The organism is Nostoc spongiaeforme FACHB-130 (assembly GCF_014698475.1).
Taxonomy (GTDB): Bacteria; Cyanobacteriota; Cyanobacteriia; order Cyanobacteriales; family Nostocaceae; genus Nostoc_B; species Nostoc_B spongiaeforme.
On sequence record NZ_JACJTB010000049.1, the window covers coordinates 1 to 16,636 of the forward strand.

At 42.2% G+C, this 16,636-nt stretch carries 17 protein-coding genes; 10 read left to right on the forward strand and 7 right to left on the reverse strand.

Annotated elements, in window-relative coordinates:
• Positions 1–616: 616 nt before the first annotated feature.
• From H6G74_RS25755 to H6G74_RS25770, 4 genes are all read left to right on the forward strand, one after another.
• Positions 617–913 carry a hypothetical protein gene (locus tag H6G74_RS25755; protein ID WP_190592381.1) on the forward strand — a complete coding sequence of 99 codons (297 nt, stop codon included), beginning with the start codon at positions 617–619 and terminating at the stop codon, positions 911–913.
• Between the two features lie 326 nt (positions 914–1,239).
• Positions 1,240–2,061 carry a signal peptide peptidase SppA gene (gene sppA, locus H6G74_RS25760; protein ID WP_190970354.1) on the forward strand — a complete coding sequence of 274 codons (822 nt, stop codon included), beginning with the start codon at positions 1,240–1,242 and terminating at the stop codon, positions 2,059–2,061.
• A 92-nt stretch (positions 2,062–2,153) separates the two neighbouring features.
• Positions 2,154–2,570, forward strand: a complete 417-nt coding sequence (gene aroH / locus H6G74_RS25765) for a chorismate mutase (protein ID WP_190970393.1) — start codon at positions 2,154–2,156, stop codon at positions 2,568–2,570.
• A 259-nt stretch (positions 2,571–2,829) separates the two neighbouring features.
• Positions 2,830–3,690, forward strand: coding sequence for a hypothetical protein (locus H6G74_RS25770; RefSeq protein ID WP_190970355.1), 861 nt, complete (start codon positions 2,830–2,832; stop codon positions 3,688–3,690).
• A 45-nt stretch (positions 3,691–3,735) separates the two neighbouring features.
• On the opposite strand, the gene H6G74_RS25775 is transcribed toward H6G74_RS25770, so the two are convergent.
• Together H6G74_RS25775 and H6G74_RS25780 are read right to left on the reverse strand one after the other, a co-directional pair.
• Positions 3,736–5,589: an aspartate kinase gene (locus tag H6G74_RS25775; protein ID WP_190970356.1), complete on the reverse strand. Its 1,854-nt coding sequence runs from the start codon at positions 5,587–5,589 to the stop codon at positions 3,736–3,738.
• A 187-nt stretch (positions 5,590–5,776) separates the two neighbouring features.
• Positions 5,777–6,406 (reverse strand): DedA family protein, encoded by a 630-nt coding sequence (locus H6G74_RS25780; protein WP_190970357.1) that lies wholly within the window; start codon positions 6,404–6,406, stop codon positions 5,777–5,779.
• 470 nt (positions 6,407–6,876) lie between these two features.
• On the opposite strand from H6G74_RS25780, the gene H6G74_RS25785 reads away from it, so the two are divergent.
• The gene (locus H6G74_RS25785; protein ID WP_190970358.1) at positions 6,877–7,230 is read left to right on the forward strand and encodes an STAS domain-containing protein; all 354 of its coding nucleotides are present in this window, start codon (positions 6,877–6,879) and stop codon (positions 7,228–7,230) included.
• Positions 7,231–7,405: 175 nt separating this feature from the next.
• On the opposite strand, the gene H6G74_RS25790 is transcribed toward H6G74_RS25785, so the two are convergent.
• Positions 7,406–7,966 carry an Npun_F5560 family protein gene (locus H6G74_RS25790; protein WP_190970359.1) on the reverse strand — a complete coding sequence of 187 codons (561 nt, stop codon included), beginning with the start codon at positions 7,964–7,966 and terminating at the stop codon, positions 7,406–7,408.
• Between the two features lie 355 nt (positions 7,967–8,321).
• Entirely contained in the window at positions 8,322–8,648 is a 327-nt protein-coding gene (rpsF, locus tag H6G74_RS25795; protein ID WP_190970360.1) for a 30S ribosomal protein S6, read from the reverse strand.
• A gap of 521 nt (positions 8,649–9,169) precedes the next feature.
• Here rpsF and H6G74_RS25800 point away from each other — a divergent pair.
• On the forward strand, positions 9,170–9,943 hold the full coding sequence (locus H6G74_RS25800) for a fumarylacetoacetate hydrolase family protein (RefSeq protein ID WP_190970361.1): 774 nt from the start codon (positions 9,170–9,172) through the stop codon (positions 9,941–9,943).
• 166 nt (positions 9,944–10,109) lie between these two features.
• Here the strand turns inward: H6G74_RS25800 and H6G74_RS25805 are convergent, their stop codons facing one another.
• The 3 genes from H6G74_RS25805 to H6G74_RS25815 form a co-directional block, all read right to left on the reverse strand.
• Positions 10,110–10,586, reverse strand: coding sequence for a Tic20 family protein (locus tag H6G74_RS25805; RefSeq protein ID WP_190970362.1), 477 nt, complete (start codon positions 10,584–10,586; stop codon positions 10,110–10,112).
• An 80-nt stretch (positions 10,587–10,666) separates the two neighbouring features.
• Positions 10,667–10,864 (reverse strand): hypothetical protein, encoded by a 198-nt coding sequence (locus H6G74_RS25810; RefSeq protein WP_190591465.1) that lies wholly within the window; start codon positions 10,862–10,864, stop codon positions 10,667–10,669.
• Positions 10,865–11,569: 705 nt separating this feature from the next.
• Positions 11,570–11,722: a hypothetical protein gene (locus tag H6G74_RS25815; protein WP_206756995.1), complete on the reverse strand. Its 153-nt coding sequence runs from the start codon at positions 11,720–11,722 to the stop codon at positions 11,570–11,572.
• A gap of 90 nt (positions 11,723–11,812) precedes the next feature.
• Here H6G74_RS25815 and glyA point away from each other — a divergent pair, with 90 nt between their 5' ends.
• The 4 genes from glyA to H6G74_RS25835 all read left to right on the forward strand — a co-directional run bounded on the left by glyA (position 11,813) and on the right by H6G74_RS25835 (position 16,503).
• Positions 11,813–13,096 (forward strand): serine hydroxymethyltransferase, encoded by a 1,284-nt coding sequence (gene glyA / locus H6G74_RS25820; protein WP_190970364.1) that lies wholly within the window; start codon positions 11,813–11,815, stop codon positions 13,094–13,096.
• A gap of 163 nt (positions 13,097–13,259) precedes the next feature.
• Complete coding sequence (locus tag H6G74_RS25825; RefSeq protein ID WP_190970365.1) at positions 13,260–14,306, forward strand: glycosyltransferase family 4 protein; 1,047 nt, start codon at positions 13,260–13,262, stop codon at positions 14,304–14,306.
• A gap of 214 nt (positions 14,307–14,520) precedes the next feature.
• Positions 14,521–15,771 carry a competence/damage-inducible protein A gene (locus H6G74_RS25830; protein ID WP_190970366.1) on the forward strand — a complete coding sequence of 417 codons (1,251 nt, stop codon included), beginning with the start codon at positions 14,521–14,523 and terminating at the stop codon, positions 15,769–15,771.
• Between the two features lie 117 nt (positions 15,772–15,888).
• Positions 15,889–16,503 (forward strand): hypothetical protein, encoded by a 615-nt coding sequence (locus H6G74_RS25835; protein WP_190970367.1) that lies wholly within the window; start codon positions 15,889–15,891, stop codon positions 16,501–16,503.
• Positions 16,504–16,636 lie beyond the last annotated feature (133 nt).

Consider the following 16,636-nt stretch of genomic DNA (forward strand, 5'->3'; position numbering starts at 1 on the left):
GAGGTACTCATTTTTTAGCATTTGAGCCTCTGTTTCACTCTATGATTCTGCTTTTATTTTCTGTCGAGAGTGATTGACTACTCACACCTTTGTAAAAAACCTACACCTGTCAGCCATCCTCCCCACCCTTCCCACACCCCACACCCCTGACAGGTGTAGGTTTTTTACGTTCTGCCCCAAAAATCTTGATTTGGGGTGTGAGGGTGATGAAACTCTGATTAAATCGTGATTTTTAGAGTCGCTACTCATCACTCTGTTAAAAACCTACACTTGTGAGACCCCACACCCTCCCCACACTTTCCACACTCCCCACTCACCACTCCCTCCGTGAACGTTAACTTACTTTAAAGTTACTCTCATAAAATAAAGCTTTACCTATATATGTTTACAATGTGTGGTATTTAGTAGAGATAAGCTCAAACCCTGAATTAGCAAAGATTTTATCGCTGCTCAAGTTGATTTTTCTTTGAAGCAGCTTGTGTTGTTACTGTCTGTTTTTTTAATTAAAACTTAAGATTTTTGACAGATTGGCCTCCAAGGGGCGATCGCACGTATTGTAGAAGATGAAAGATAGTTATTGGGCTGTTGTGCGTTGTCTTCCTGGAGGTTGTCTTTCATGGCTTTTTTGTTGAACTTTCTGCGTTCCTTATTAGTGACGGTTATTTTTAGCTTTGTTGCACCAATATTTTTCGTAGGCGGTATCTTGTTACTTTTAGCTGTGATTGGTTATTTGCCAGGATTACAAACAATCACAGAAGCTAGTGCCGCCAGCATATTACATTTTCTGGCGATTTTTGGTAATGGTACACCCCTACGCGGGCTAGTAATCATCGGTTTAACCTGGAGTTTTGTCGGCGCATTATTTGATTCTTATGCGTATTATCGTTGTCAAATTCTTCGCATAGATTCTTAAGTAAATTGTGTAAATCTTCAGGTTTTAATCTGCTAGAAAAAGTTTAAAAATCAACTAGAATAAGCGTTTGAGATTTTAAAGCCCATCCTATTCGGGATAGGAATTATAAATTTAAATTGTAAAATTAATTACTTAATTATTAATCATCACAATCGAAGTTGGGCAGAAGTTAGCAACTGCGATCGCAAAATTGTTCACAAAAAAGCCCATAGCCCCCAGACTGAAGTTTGGGGCTAGATAAACTATGCTTGAATAGCGGAATGCCCATTTATTTTAAGCTCTGGGCATTTTATAGTGGGATTATATACGAGGTTTTTTGACTGCTCATGGTTTGGCCGTTTAAATCCAAGTTTCGTAAACAAATTGCGCGGATTGAAATTACAGGTGCGATCGCAAGTGCTACTCGCAAACGTGTATTAGAAGCCCTCAAGACCGTAGAAGAAAAGAAATTTCCAGCTTTGCTTTTACGCATCGATAGCCCTGGGGGAACAGTAGGCGATTCCCAAGAAATTTACAGCGCCCTGAAGCGACTGCGCGAAAAAATCAAAATTGTTGCTAGTTTTGGTAATATTTCCGCTTCCGGTGGAGTTTACATCGGTATGGGAGCCGAACACATCATGGCTAACCCCGGAACTATCACCGGTAGCATTGGTGTAATTCTGCGTGGTAATAACTTAGAACGCTTGCTCGACAAAATCGGCGTTTCTTTCAAAGTCATTAAGTCAGGGCCTTACAAAGACATTTTGGCATTTGATCGAGAATTAACAGAACCAGAACAACACATTCTGCAAGAATTGATTGACACCAGTTACCAGCAGTTTGTCCAAACTGTAGCCGAGGGTCGTTCTTTAGCCGTAGAAACTGTGAGAAGTTTTGCCGATGGACGGATTTTTACCGGACAGCAAGCTTTAGAATTGGGAATTGTAGACCGCCTAGGAACAGAAGAAGATGCGCGTCGGTGGACAGCAGAACTAGTCGGTCTTGACCCCGAAAAAACCCCATACTTTACCCTCGAAGAACCCAAACCTTTGTTAAGTCGGATTATACCGGGGAGTCGTCAGGTTTCATCAAGATTGAGTGCTGGTGCTGACTGGCTAGAATTTGAAATGTCTACTAGTGGTCTGCCATTGTGGTTATATAGACCATAAATGTCATTGGTTATTGGTCATTAGTCATTAGTAAAAGACAAATGACTAATAACAAAGGACAAAGGACAAATAAATTAAGGAGGATTTTTGGCGTGGAATGGCAAATGCGAGCAATTCGTGGAGCAACAACTGTTTCAGAAAATACAATTGAAGCTATGCGAGAAGCAGTTACAGAACTGCTAGATGAACTAGAACAACGCAATAAAATTCAACCACAGGACATGATTAGCGTGACTTTTTCGGTCACACGCGATTTAGATGCAATTTTTCCCGCCGCGATCGCCCGTACACGTTCTGGCTGGGATAATGTAGCGATGTTGGATGTACAACAAATGTATGTTGAAGGTAGTTTACAACGTTGCGTCCGCTTCTTAATTCATGCTTATTTGCCAGTCTCTGCGCCAATTCACCACATTTATTTACGTCACGCTTCTAATTTACGTCCCGACTGGAGTTTACCTCAGACTCTACATACATCACAGACAGCGATTGAAATACTGAACTCCTAACTAAGTAGTTGAACAAAATTTTTTTCAGCAAGCCCTAAAGAACTTCCAACTTAAAAAGTATACTATCACTGTGTAGGCAGAGGGGCAGGGGGAAAATAACGATGTCTTATCTCAAAAATTGGATAATTTATTTTCAGCAAGCCCTAAGTAATTAGTCAATAATTTAAAAATGTGATGATTGCCGTGGGATCACTCATGACAGGCTGTTGCTCAGTACGGTAAAAGAGTTGTAATCGAATTGCTATAAACGCCAAATAGCTTGAACATCAACTTATTCAAACGTAACCAAAATCAAGTAACTGCGACTAAGCGTCAGTTCCTGAAGGCGCTACGTCGGCGTGATGCTGCGGCTATCCAAGGCTTAACCATGCGGTCGCAAAATCTAATCGGCGAATCAAAATTAACCCAGATCGTCGATGAAGCATTGCGTGAGTGCGATGCTGAAAGCCACAGTTGGTTTTTTACTAATTTCCTAGGGCAATTTAGATATCAACAGATGCAGCAAGCTGCTCAAAATAATGTCTTTCATCTACTTGTCACCGCAGGTTTAGAACCGGGAAAGGACTTTAGTTTTGGGCTAGATGGTGAGATGATTGTCAGCGATCGCGCCAAGCAAATCTTACTTGATCACCTCCCGCACGAACAGCGAAAACTGTTTGCGGCACAATTGCAAGTCTCGGCAGTGGCAGATCCGATTGTGGCAATTGAACAGCAATTGGGTTGTCCCTTTTATCAAAATTTAACTAAAATTGCGGCGGATAAACTCAAGCAACTAAATAACAAGCAAGCTGCTGCTTATTTAGGAGTCTTACTAGCTGGTTTAGTCAAGCGCCATCCAGCCCTGCAAGATGTTGACTTTCCCACAAAGTTTATTTTGAATACTCTGCAAGGCTTACCACAGCAGCGAGCCACAGCTATATTAAACGATCCCGAAACCGATCCGCAGTTTGATGAAGTAATTATCTTCCAAGATTTATTAGCTGCAATGGCAGAACCGGAAACTAGCGAAACAGAAAACTGTAATAGCTTAGAACAACTCAAAAAACTCGATAGAGTTTGGTGTGGTGAATATCGCCTTGCCGAAATCGTCGCCAGCTTGGAAGAGTTATCTAGGGAATAATAAATCCCCAGATAAGATTACGTCAAACCTTGAGTTTGGCTAAGTTTATACTGGCACTACGAATTTCTCGCTACCAGCAAGCTCAAAGGCTGCATGAATCGCTTGTAAAGCTTTCACGCCTTGTTCTTGGGCGACAACACAACTAATTTTGATTTCTGAGGTAGCAATCATTTGAATATTGATTTGGTGTTGCGCCAACGCTTCAAACATTTTGGCTGCTACACCTGGTTGTGCTACCATCCCTGCGCCGACAATGCTAACTTTAGCGATCGCACTATCTAACACAACTTCACCCCAACCTAATTCTGCGGCAACTTGAGTTAGCAGTTTTTGGGCAGTTTCCCCATCCATCCGTGGAACTGTAAAAGCAATATCTCGTTTGGGAACACCATCAATGATGCGACAGCGTTGCGATTGAATAATCATATCCACGCTGATATTGTGCTGTGCTAATATCCCAAACAACTTAGCCGCCATCCCTGCTTTATCAGGAACTTGGCGAATTGCCAGACGCGCTTGGTTCAAGTCTAAGGCAACACCGCGCACAGGGGAAGAAGAAACGGGGCAGGGCGCAGGGAGTGGGGGGCAAGGAAATACCTCTTGTTCCCTGGTTGTTGTTTCCTCTGTCTCTCCCTTAGCTGCAATTTCAAAGGCGTTACTGAGTGCAGTAACGGCGCGATCGCAATCTATAGCATCAACGACACAGCTAACTTTGACTTCACTTGTAGAAATCATTTGAATGTTCACCCCGGCTTCTGCAAGGGTAGCGAACATTTTCGCCGCCACCCCAGGACGGCCAATCATCCCTGCACCTGCAATGCTGACTTTGGCGATGTCTTGTTCGATCATTACTTCCGCTTCGTCTGATTTCGGGTTGGCTGGATTTCTCAGGGCGGGTGCGATCGCTGCTGCTACTGCTTCGGCTCGTTTTAATATTGGTGTGGTGACTGTAAAGGCAATGTCGTTACTATTACCTTCGTGGATTGATTGAATAATTAAGTCTACATCGACGTTTTGCCGAGCAATTTCTCCAAATAACTTAGCTGCTACCCCTGGCTTATCGGGGACTCGTAACAAAGCCACCTTGGCTTGATTTGTATCAAATTCTACCGCATCTACAGGACGGGCAATTTCTAGATTGATCAGCGATCGCTCTTGGGGTTTCGATGATGTTACCCAAGTACCAGGATCATCTGTCCAACTAGACCGCACTACTAAAGGTACACCATAGTTCCGGGCAATTTCTACTGAACGCGGATGTAATACTTTTGCCCCCAAGCTTGCCAGTTCTAGCATTTCATTGCAGGTAATCGCATCCATTAACTGGGCTTCGGGAACTAAGCGGGGGTCTGTAGTTAAAATCCCTGGTACGTCTGTATAAATTTCACAAAAATCTGCCTGGATGGCTGCGGCTAAGGCCACGGCTGAAGTATCAGAACCACCACGTCCCAAGGTCGTAATTTCTAACTCTCCGGTGCTGGATATGCCTTGAAAGCCAGCTACCACAACTACTTTACCTTCCCTAATATGACGCAAAAGGCGGTCTGTTTCGATGCGTAAAATTCGGGCGCGGGTGTGTTCAGCTTCTGTTACAATTCCTACTTGTGCGCCAGTCATGGAAATTGCTGGTTGTCCAATTTCTTGCAATGCCATACTGAGTAAAGCAATCGTGACTTGTTCCCCAGTAGATAGCAACATATCCATTTCCCGGCGGTTAGGATTTTGAGAAATTTCGCTGGCTAGTTTGACAAGTCCATCTGTAGTTTTTCCCATTGCGGAAACCACGACAACCAAAGAGTTTCCGGCTTTAACTGTTTTAGAGACACGCTGTGCAACAGCTTGGATGCGTTCGACTGAACCGACAGATGTACCACCGAATTTCTGAACTATAAGCGCCATATCTTTGTCTTAAATGAAGTTTGCCTACTTTCATCAAGGCTCCTACCGGGTTAGGAAGCTTTGAAGGCATTAGCAGTAGTTATTTAGTTTACAGAAAATAGTGGGAAGTTTGAAATTTTCATAAAAATAAAAGGCAAAAGTCAAAAGAAATAATTTTGACTTTTGCCTTTTTACTTTTTACTTATATTTATTCGCCTGCTGCACGCTTAACTTGTCGGGATTCCAACCACAAGGGAATAGCAATCACAGCAACTAAAATCAGTAAAGCTGCGATCGCAAATTGGCTAACCCAAGCTACTAATTGTTCTAAAGAAATTACTTTGCCTGCAAAAAAAGCTAATGTCACCATCACAGCAGCCCAGGTGGTTGCTCCTGCTAGGTTATATAAGAAGAATTTTGGAAACGGGATTTCTGCAATTCCAGCTAATGGAGCCGCAAAAATTCGCAACAAAGCAAAAAATCTGCCGAAAAATACAGCTTTAATAGCATTTTGACTAAATTGCTCTTTAATATTTAGTAATCTGTCTTCAGAAATCCTAAATATTTTCCCGATTTGCAGCAGGAAAGGCCAGCCTCCCAGTCTCCCAATCCAATAGCCGCAAGCACCACCAATCACAGCACCTGCAACTGCATCACCCACAACTAACCAGTAACTTAGTTCATCACTACCAGCTAGAAACCCACCGACAAGGGTGACGGTTTCACCAGGAAGAGGAATGCCCAAGTTTTCTAGTAAAATTCCCAAAAAAATTGCCCAGTAACCATACTGGTGAGCAAATTCCTGGATGTTTTCTAGTGAAATAAATTCAAGAGACATCCCGCACCGCCGCCTTTACAATTTTTTACCTTTACTCTATCTTGGCGTGTTTGTGGCTGGAGTGTCAATCAAAGTACTGTTTTAACAACTCTTATTAGTTGCAGTATATCGCGGTACTCATTGCTAAAGCTTGATGATATTTATAACTTACTTGGTATTGACTATTATGCTTTTAAGCGTTACTAACACAGTTGCATAGTGTATCAAACAAATCAATAAATTTTTTATGAAAAATTCACAAAAATCTCGTTAAATTATAAAAATATTGTAAAAGCTACTATTGATACTGAATTTACTAGGCGTTTGTGCCTATATTTAGAAGAGTTAGTACAAATTATACGGCATGAATACGTAAGCTTATGAGGTTGAGTTCACAGCACCTGTGAATCAGCAGTTTTTCATTATTGAAACCGCGCAGTATTGATGTCAATTTTCATTTTGTCCAGTAGTTCAGCTACCCAGATAAATACATGACTATCGCACAAGAATTGCAAGTGGTTTTATTCAAACCCCAAGGAAGCATAGATTTGCAGGGTGGTATGGCTCTTAGCCAAAGCATGGCAGAAGTGATACCCCAACCCGATCAACTTTGGGTCATTGACCTCGCAGAAGTAGATTTCATGGATAGTTCTGGTTTAGTGCCGTTAGTTAAAGCACTGACAACAGCCCGACAATGCGGTTGTCGCTTAGTGATTTGTAATGCTAAAGCGCCTGTAAGGTTAATTTTAGAACTGACCCAGTTGGATTCGGTTTTTGAAATTTTTAACACTTACGAAGAAATCACCAATGTGATTAATCAACAGCCTTTGCCACTAGCAAGCTAACTTACTATCATAGCAATAAACAGCAATTATCTTTGTTACTGTGAATAAATTGATAGCGATCGCTAGATTGGTGTAGTGCTAAAATTTCACACTTGCACAACACAAATAAAATAAAAGTCTCAACTTAGGAACAGCAAAGACTTTGAGAGCCTGTAATTGCAGGCTTTATTTTTTTTTAAGCATTTTGTACCGCCGAAACATTTCCTTGTCCTGTGGTGGAGCGAGGAAAGTTAGGCAAGTCAATACCACTGTGACTGGAATTACGAGTTTTCAGTGCCAAACGATAGCTGACGCTTTGTAGTTCTGCTTGCAGTTTGCGATTTTCTCGTTGCAACATCGCAACTTTTTCTCTGATGGGAGTCATTCGTTCCTCAAACTTCCGACGATAAATTTGAGGTAATTCTTGTACTACCTGCTCCAACATCCGGCTGCGGTCTGTTAACTCTTGGACAGACTGGCGCAGTTGATAAATTTCGCCATCACGAGTGGCGATTTGCTCTTGATAAAAAGTTACCTGCTGCTCAACAGCTTGTAATTGTTCTCGTAACGCTTGCAACTGACTTAAATCGCGCTCTGATTCAGAACGTTGGGGCATGAAATTAGCATTGCCCTTCACCAGCCGGAAGAGTTCTTGAGATAACTGCTGCACTAATTGGTCTCGCAGTTGCAACTCTTGGCGCAATTGCGATACTTCTTGAGAGAGAGCTTGGATGTTGGGTATGTCAGTTTGGCTCACAGTGGCTTACAGCTCCCGTTGACGAATCTTGGATCATCTTAGGTATAACGGCGATCGTACTGCCTTTGGCAAGTACTTGTTAATTTAGCATTCCCAACCGAAGCACAAAAAAGTCAAAGGTAAAAAAAATTTTTGTTTTACTGTATCCAGTACTGAGTTTTGTAGTATAAAAACCCAGTACTCAGTACTTAATTATGTCCTTAGTACAGTATGGCGTAAATCAAGCAAGCAATTGAAACAAGTGCAAAGCTGAGAAGAAAAACACTCTTTCTTTTTACTTTTGCCTTCTTACAAAGTTAGGCGGGACGGAAACCGACACCGCCTACTTTGCGCTTTTTACTTTTGCCTTTTTGTACTATGCAGTTACGGCAACTTTTTCTGCTGCTGGTGCTGCAACTTCTTGCTTAATGGTCAAGTAGCGAATTACTTCTTCACTCAAACGCATAGCACGTTCTAAAGGAGAAACAATGGTTCCTGGCCCGTTGTAGTTCATTTGGATGTAGATTCCATCCCGTTGCTTTTTGATTTCGTAAGCCAGACGACGCTTACCCCGATTTTGAATTTCAATATTTTCGGCACCTTGCTCTTGAATCAAGGTTTGGTATTTAGCGATCGCTTGATCTACCTGTTCGTCATTGAGATCAGGACGCAGGATATACATTGTTTCGTAAACTGTGGACATGAGTTAAAAATCCCTTTTGGACAAGTTGGCTGCTAGAGTTAAATGATACAAATATTCCTAGAGAATATCCGTACACTTCAACATCTGAAGCAACAAGGAACTATAATCTTACCAGTTTTTTATATGAATCATCAGCAAAATCTGCCAAAATTCGTATTTTAGCCAAAAGTTATTTTATGGATGAGAAGGAGTCAATAAGAGGAAAGGGCGTAGGTGGCAGGGAGCGGAGGGGAAGACAACCGGATGTGGGCATCTGCCCTGTATACGTATCCTGAAAGGGCGGGGATGGTACCCATTTTCGGCTCGGCTCTTGCAGGATAATTGGGTAAATTCTCCGCCCTGTTTCCTGCTGCTTTTCCCCTCCCCTGCCTCTTCCGGTAAACAACCGCAAATTAATTGATCTATTGGCTGAACCAACAGGTATGCTTCCCAAAGGGGGCTATTAACTCCTGGTTCTCACTACTGAAGATTCTTTGTACTTACGGCTCTTAATTGCAGACAATAAGGATATTATCAAGGTTATGGCACAGCGTTATGTGCGAGTTCAAAATCTAGAAGGCAAAATTTATTATGGGTTGCTCCAACTATCTCTGAATGTACAGGTGTTGGATGCGCCGCCTTGGTTACAAGGACAACCAACAGATTTAGTTTTAGAACCCGATAGTTACCAAATTTTGTCTCCTTGCGCTCCCTCAAAAATTATAGCGGTTGGTAAGAATTATGCAGACCACGCAGCAGAGATGGGAACACCTGTACCGAGTGAGCCGTTGATTTTCCTCAAGCCGCCAACATCGATTATTGCAACTGATGCCAACATCAAATATCCCATTCAGTCTCACAGAGTTGATTATGAAGGTGAATTAGCATTGGTAATTGGCGATCGCGCTTTTGACTGCACCCCAGAGGAAGCCCAAACCAAAATTTGGGGTTATACAATCGCTAATGATGTGACAGCGCGAGATTTACAACAAAAAGACGGTCAATGGACTAGAGCCAAGGGGTTTGATACCTTTTGTCCCCTAGGCCCTTGGATCGTCCGAGAATTGAATCCAGGTGCAAGACTGCAAACTTTCATCAACGATGAGGCAAATCCCGTGCAATCTGCGGGGATTGATCAAATGGTGTTTGCCCCTGATGTTTTGGTATCTTACATCAGTAAAGTGATGACTCTGATTCCAGGGGATGTGGTACTAACGGGTACACCATTAGGCATTGGCCCCTTGCATATAGGCGATCGCATCCGGGTAGAAATCGAAGGCATTGGTCGTTTAGAAAACACCATCGTAGCCCGTTAAAAAGTGCTGAGTGCTGAGGAGCCACTGCGTTGCGGTGAGCAGTCCGTTGGGCGGCTTCGCCGACTTGAAGGAACTGCGAACCCGAAGGGAGGTTCCCTCCGTTGAAGCAAGTGGCGTTGCTGAGTCACAAAACTAGCCCCTAGCCTCTAGCTCCTAATTCATCCAGTTACCGCACCTGCATGTAAACGGCATCGGAAATTGCAGGAATTTCTGCGTAACGTCCCAAAAGCGACTGGACGACTGAATATGCTACTGCTGCTACAATACCTAGAAAAATAGTGCTGTATAGAGTTTGCAGGGCAAAACCACCATTGGGAATTAGCCCCACAATATCAGTGAGGATGCCACACAAAAAGATAATAATGTCTAACAGAATTGCTTGCATGGTGTTGAAACGAATGAAGTGAGATATCTTTTCGTTTCTGACTACTAACAGCCATAAAGCAAAGAAAATAATTAATCCAGCAAATCTTACACGTCTATATAATGACCATAAAATTAGTACAGGCCCAAACACAACTGTCAGCGCCGGGAACTGTTGTAATAAAACAAAACCAAAACTGAGTACCTCAATCAAAGGCAGTAAATAAGGTAAACAAGCAAAAATTCGATCAGAAACGTTTGTCGAACCACGCCAGGCCATTTTGCGTTCTCCTGTGGCAGAATTTTCAGAGCTACTTGAGCCTAGGATAACGCAGTTGTCTAGTCTACCAGCAGCAAAAATCAGCGAATTTCGGCAATCCGAAAGCCCATGATACACTCATACTGTTCTGGTTGTTGTTCGGTGAGTTTGCGAATAGCTTGACCGCAATGCAGTTGTCCACCATTCCAACGAGGTTGACCACTTCTATTCGCAAGTACACAAGACTGACACACCTGCTCAGGAGCAAGGATTTGATCATCCATTAAAATGACTAACATCCAACAACTTCCTGTAAATTTCAAAATTATTAATCTTGGTTCAGCTAAGAAAATTTTTGTTGGCAGCTCAAGAACTGCTGGTGACAGAATTTACCCAAGTTCTACATCAAAGCCAAATTGCTTTGGTGTAAGAATTCAGCACTCAGGAGTCAGAAGTCAGAATAATAAAGTTCAGTAGTAAGTCAGGAAATAAATTTATCAAATATTGTTCCTTATTCTTTAACCCTTCTGGCTCCTGAATTCTGACTCCTGAATTCTTAAGCTTTGATTTAGCTGCGTAGTTGGGCTGTGCTGCTCCTCTAAAGCTGTTTTTGAAAAAAATGAGGTTAATCGCCAAAGATTCCTCAGTGAACCTTAACTTTATTTTATGTTGAGTTTTTCGGAGATTGAGTTATGAAGTCATAACTCAATACATAAATTTTTAACCCAAGGTTAAGTAATGTTTGTTGTATTCTCTAGATAACTGTTAAGTTCATGTTCCAGAAAGAGCTTTATAATAATTAACACATCAATGGGACTTCATCGGGCTGGGAGCTAAGTAATCAATTTTAGTTACTACCAATAGTGAATAGTCGGCAGTCAATAAATCGCAATGTAAACATATATCTTGCACTTAGCCCCGACGAATAGAATTCGCGGCTATAAAAACAAAGTCCGCCTACGCGGACTAATTTAAAATCAAGGGTTTTGAACCCGCGTAGGTGGTCACTGAGCTTGTCGAAGTGCGGGTTTTGTCTGTGTAGCCGAGCCAGTGCGTTGGGGAGACAGCGCCGTGGGCGGGTTTCCCGACTTGAGGCGACTGTCGTCGGCTTTGCCGACTTGAAGCATCTGGCGTGCGACTTCAGTCGCTTGGTGCAAGATGTGAATAAAACTTTGACTGCGAGTTATTACTTTGAAACTCAGTTCCAAAAAATACCATTGTCCAAATTTCCACTAAGGATAGTTAAAGTGACTAGGACTAATTCAGATTTTCTTGCATCTTCTGACCCTGCGATCGCCGGATTAATAAATGAAGAACTCCAGCGTCAACGCGACCACCTAGAATTGATTGCGAGTGAAAACTTTACCTCTGCGGCTGTACTAGCGGCTCAGGGTTCAGTTTTAACTAATAAATATGCTGAAGGACTACCCGGTAAACGTTATTATGGCGGCTGTGAGTTTGTTGATAAAGTCGAACAAATCGCTATTGACCGAGCTAAACAAATGTTTGGGGCGGCTCATGCTAACGTCCAACCCCATTCCGGCGCACAAGCCAACTTTGCAGTTTTCCTGACTTTACTCGAACCAGGCGACAAAATCATGGGAATGGATTTGTCTCATGGTGGACACCTGACTCACGGTTCGCCTGTCAACGTTTCCGGTAAGTGGTTCCAAGTCAGTCACTACGGTGTCAGTAAAGAAACAGAACAACTCGACTACGACCAAATTCGAGAGCTGGCGTTAAGGGAGCGTCCAAAGCTCTTGATTTGTGGTTATTCGGCTTATCCTCGGATTATTGACTTTGAAAAATTCCGTAGTATTGCTGATGAAGTTGGTGCTTATTTACTAGCTGATATTGCTCACATCGCTGGTTTAGTGGCTTCTGGCTTACATCCTGATCCCCTTCCTTACTGTGATGTAGTGACGACAACTACTCACAAAACCTTGCGCGGCCCCAGAGGCGGGTTAATCTTAACTAAAGATGCTGAATTGGGTAAGAAGCTGGATAAATCAGTTTTCCCAGGAACCCAAGGCGGGCCTTTAGAACACGTCATTGCAGGTAAAGCAGTGGCTTTTGGCGAAGTTTTAAAGCCTGAATTTAAAACCTATTCTGCACAGGTAATTGAAAATGCACGAGCTTTAGCCACACAACTGCAAAACCGTGGCTTAAAGTTAGTATCTGATGGTACAGATAACCATTTGATGCTTGTAGATTTACGCTCCATTGGTTTGACAGGTAAACAAGCCGATCAACTGGTAAGCGGTGTAAATATTACTGCAAATAAAAATACCGTACCCTTTGATCCCCAATCACCGTTTGTTACCAGTGGTTTGAGACTAGGTTCTCCCGCTATGACTACCAGAGGATTAGGTGTAGCAGAATTTACTGAAATTGGTGATATTATTGCCGATCGCCTGCTCAACCCCGAATCAGAAGCAGTCGCAGCTGATTGTAAACATCGGGTAGCGGCATTGTGCGATCGCTTCCCCCTATACCCACACCTGCAAATTCCCGTACCCGCACTAGCATAAAGTCAAAAGTAAAAAGGCAAAAGGAACTATTGGTTTTTCCTTTTGCCTTTTACCTTTTGACTTAAAAATCTTCTGCTGATAAAAACCGAAAATGTAGTAGATATTAAGTAGAACCCTCCCTCGGCAGAGTTTTGTCTTAACCACTACTTAATTTAAAATACAGATGCCTGCTCAGATTTATCATCTGATTGCCTTCTTAGTCGCAGCCGTAGTCGTTCTCTGGACTACGCCTGATGTAAAAAACATTGGTATAAAAAGTGGAACTGTAGATAAACCTGGTGGTCGAAAAGTTCATGAACGCCCAATGGTACGTCTGGGTGGAGTTTCTATCTTCGCAGGTACTCTCATTTCTCTACTCATTGTTTGGTGGCTAGGTGGATTTGCCAATTTACCACCTGACAAAGAATGGCAAATTTGGGGCGTTACCTTGGGGGGTTTAGGCTTTTTTCTCATTGGTTTAGCAGACGATTTACTCAATCTCTCTCCCTTGGGAAGACTTATTTTACAAGTAATCGTTGCTGCTGGGGCGTGGAAAGCAGGTGTAAGTATAGACTTTATCAAAGTCCCCACAATGGGTATAGTTGACCTGAACTGGCTAAGTTTACCGATCACTGTGATTTGGTTGGTGGGGATGGTGAACGCTATCAATTGGATTGATGGTTTAGATGGTTTAGCTGCTGGTGTGTCGGGAATTGCAGCCATAGTTATGCTTTTGGTGTCTTTATTTATGCACCAACCAGCCGCAGCCTTAATCGCAGCTGCTTTAGCTGGCGCAGCATTAGGTTTTCTCCGCTATAATTTCAACCCCGCCCAAATCTTTATGGGAGATGGCGGGTCTTATTTTATGGGATTCACCCTAGCGGCTGTAGGCGTAATTGGGTTGGTGAAAGTTCCAGCTTTTACCGCCGTAATTTTGCCTTATTTAATTTTGGCAGTACCAATTTTAGATATGTCAGCAGTCATTGTGACACGCCTTCGCCGTGGTCAATTGCCTTGGGTAGCAGATAGATGTCACTTACACCATCGATTACTACAAGCGGGTTTATCTCATCGCTGGACTGTGTTATTTATTTATACACTCACACTCTGGGTTGGCAGTTTAGCCTTAGCTGTAGCTGGTATCCCTAGTGGTATTGCTTATGCTTTTGGTGCTACCTCACTTTTAACTTACACCAGTTGGCGAGTTTGGAAACGCTCTCAGCAAAAGTAAAAACTAGCAAGGTAAAAGAAATACAGTATTTTAAATAAGAATACAGAAATCAGAATCCAGAATTCAGAATTAATAAGTGGAGGAAAAACCACCACCACCACTAATAAGCGAAAGACTTAGCTGGTTACTTTAAAGTTTATCCGCCATTCTGACTCCTGACTCCTGCATTCTTTTTAGATTAAGTCTGTTTCTTTTACCTTTTGTTTTAATTATTATGAGTGCAGAAATTATTTGTGTTGGTACTGAACTGTTATTAGGCGATATCCTCAACAGTAATTCTCAATTCCTCGCCCAACAATTAGCAAAACTCGGCATTCCTCACTATTATCAAACCGTGGTGGGGGATAATCCCGAAAGATTAAAGCAAGTTATTGAAGTTGCGATTGCGAGAGCGAATATTTTAATTTTTACTGGTGGTCTTGGCCCCACACCAGATGATTTAACTTGTGAAACCATTGCAGATTTTTTTGGCGCACCTTTAGTAGAAGATCCAGAAATTATCGAGGATATTACTCAGAAATTTGCTCAACGGGGTCGAGTGATGACTCCTACTAACCGCAAGCAAGCTTTAATTCCTCAAGGCGCTGAAGTTCTCCCCAACCCTACAGGAACCGCACCGGGGATTATTTGGCAACCTCGTCCTGAAGTTACAATTTTTACCTTTCCTGGTGTACCGAGTGAAATGTACAGAATGTGGCAAGAAACAGCAGTACCGTTTCTGAAAAATCAAGGCTGGGGTAAAGAAATTATTTATAGCCGGAGTTTAAGATTTTGGGGTATTGGTGAATCAGCTTTAGCGGAAAAAGTTTCTTCTTATTTCAACTTACCTAACCCAACAGTTGCACCTTACGCGGGTAAGGGAGAGGTGAGATTGAGAATTTCTGCCAAAGCACCATCAGAAACCGCCGCCGAGAAATTGATTGCACCTATTGAACAACAACTGAAAGAAATCGCCGGGTTAGATTGTTATGGTGCTGATGATGATACTTTAGCTTCTGTGGTGGGTGAGTTGTTGCGTTCAGCAGGCGAAACGGTATCAGTAGCAGAATCTTGTACTGGTGGTGGACTGGGGCAAATGTTCACAGAAATTGCTGGTAGTTCTGATTATTTTTGGGGTGGGGTAATTTCTTACGACAACTCGGCAAAGGTGCGGTTATTGGGGGTAAACCCAGAAGATTTAGAGAAATTTGGGGCTGTGAGTCCTGTGGTAGCAGAACAAATGGCAATTGGAGTAAAAAGCCGTTTAGAAACTAGTTGGGGATTGAGTATTACTGGTATTGCTGGCCCTGGTGGCGGAACGGAGACTAAGCCTGTGGGTTTAGTTTATATCGGTTTAGCCGGGCCAAATAACGAAGTGAAAAGTTTTGAGCAGCGTTTTGGGACAATGCGCGATCGCTGGTTTATTCGTCACTTAAGTGTATGTACAGCAATCGATTTGCTGCGTCGGCGCTTGTTGATGCGGTAGGGAGTCGGGAGTGGGGAATAGGGAGTAGATTTGTTTATAGCTAACTTCGGATTTTTTATCTAAATGAGGTGCATTTCTCTAGTCCCTAACCTCTAATCTCTAGCCTTTCTGAACTATATGAACAAAATTCCTATCCTCCAACCAAATCAGTCTTACACCTTCCGGAGCTATTTTGAGATGTCATTTGAGCCAGAAGATATCTTGGCTGAATTTGGTTATTCTTTAAAACGTTCTACTCTAAATTTGCCAAAGTCAAATGCTGAATTAGACAGATTAATTAATCTCAAATCCAGAATCGAAGAAAGTTTGCCATATATAAGTTTAACTAGTGAAGCAGCCCGCAGAGAGTTATTAATCGCGCCAATTTTATTAGATGTTATTCATTACACCCGCGCTCAACTGAGAATTGAATATCCTTTAACGGTTACAGAACAGTTAAAAGGTTCCCTTGATTACTATCTGCATACTGACCAGAAGCTTTTAGTTGTAGAAGCTAAAAATGCTGATTTAGCCAGAGGATTTACTCAACTAGCAGTAGAGTTAATTGCTTTAGATACGTGGACTGATTCTCAAGAGGTTTATCTACAAGGGGCAGTTTCTACAGGTGATATCTGGCAATTTGGTAGATTAAATCGAGAAAATAAACAAATAACTCAGGACTTAGATTTATATAGAGTTCCGGCAGATATAGAAGAGCTAATTAGAATTTTAGTAGCGATATTAGGTTATTGAAAAAAGAGCGATCGCACTAAACAAGCGATCGCTCTTTTTTAGTCCTCAGTCTAGAGTTACATGCTGACGAGGTGACAATACAGCTAAAAGCTTTGTTGATCAAAGCTTTAATCTATTTGACCTCTTATAAGCG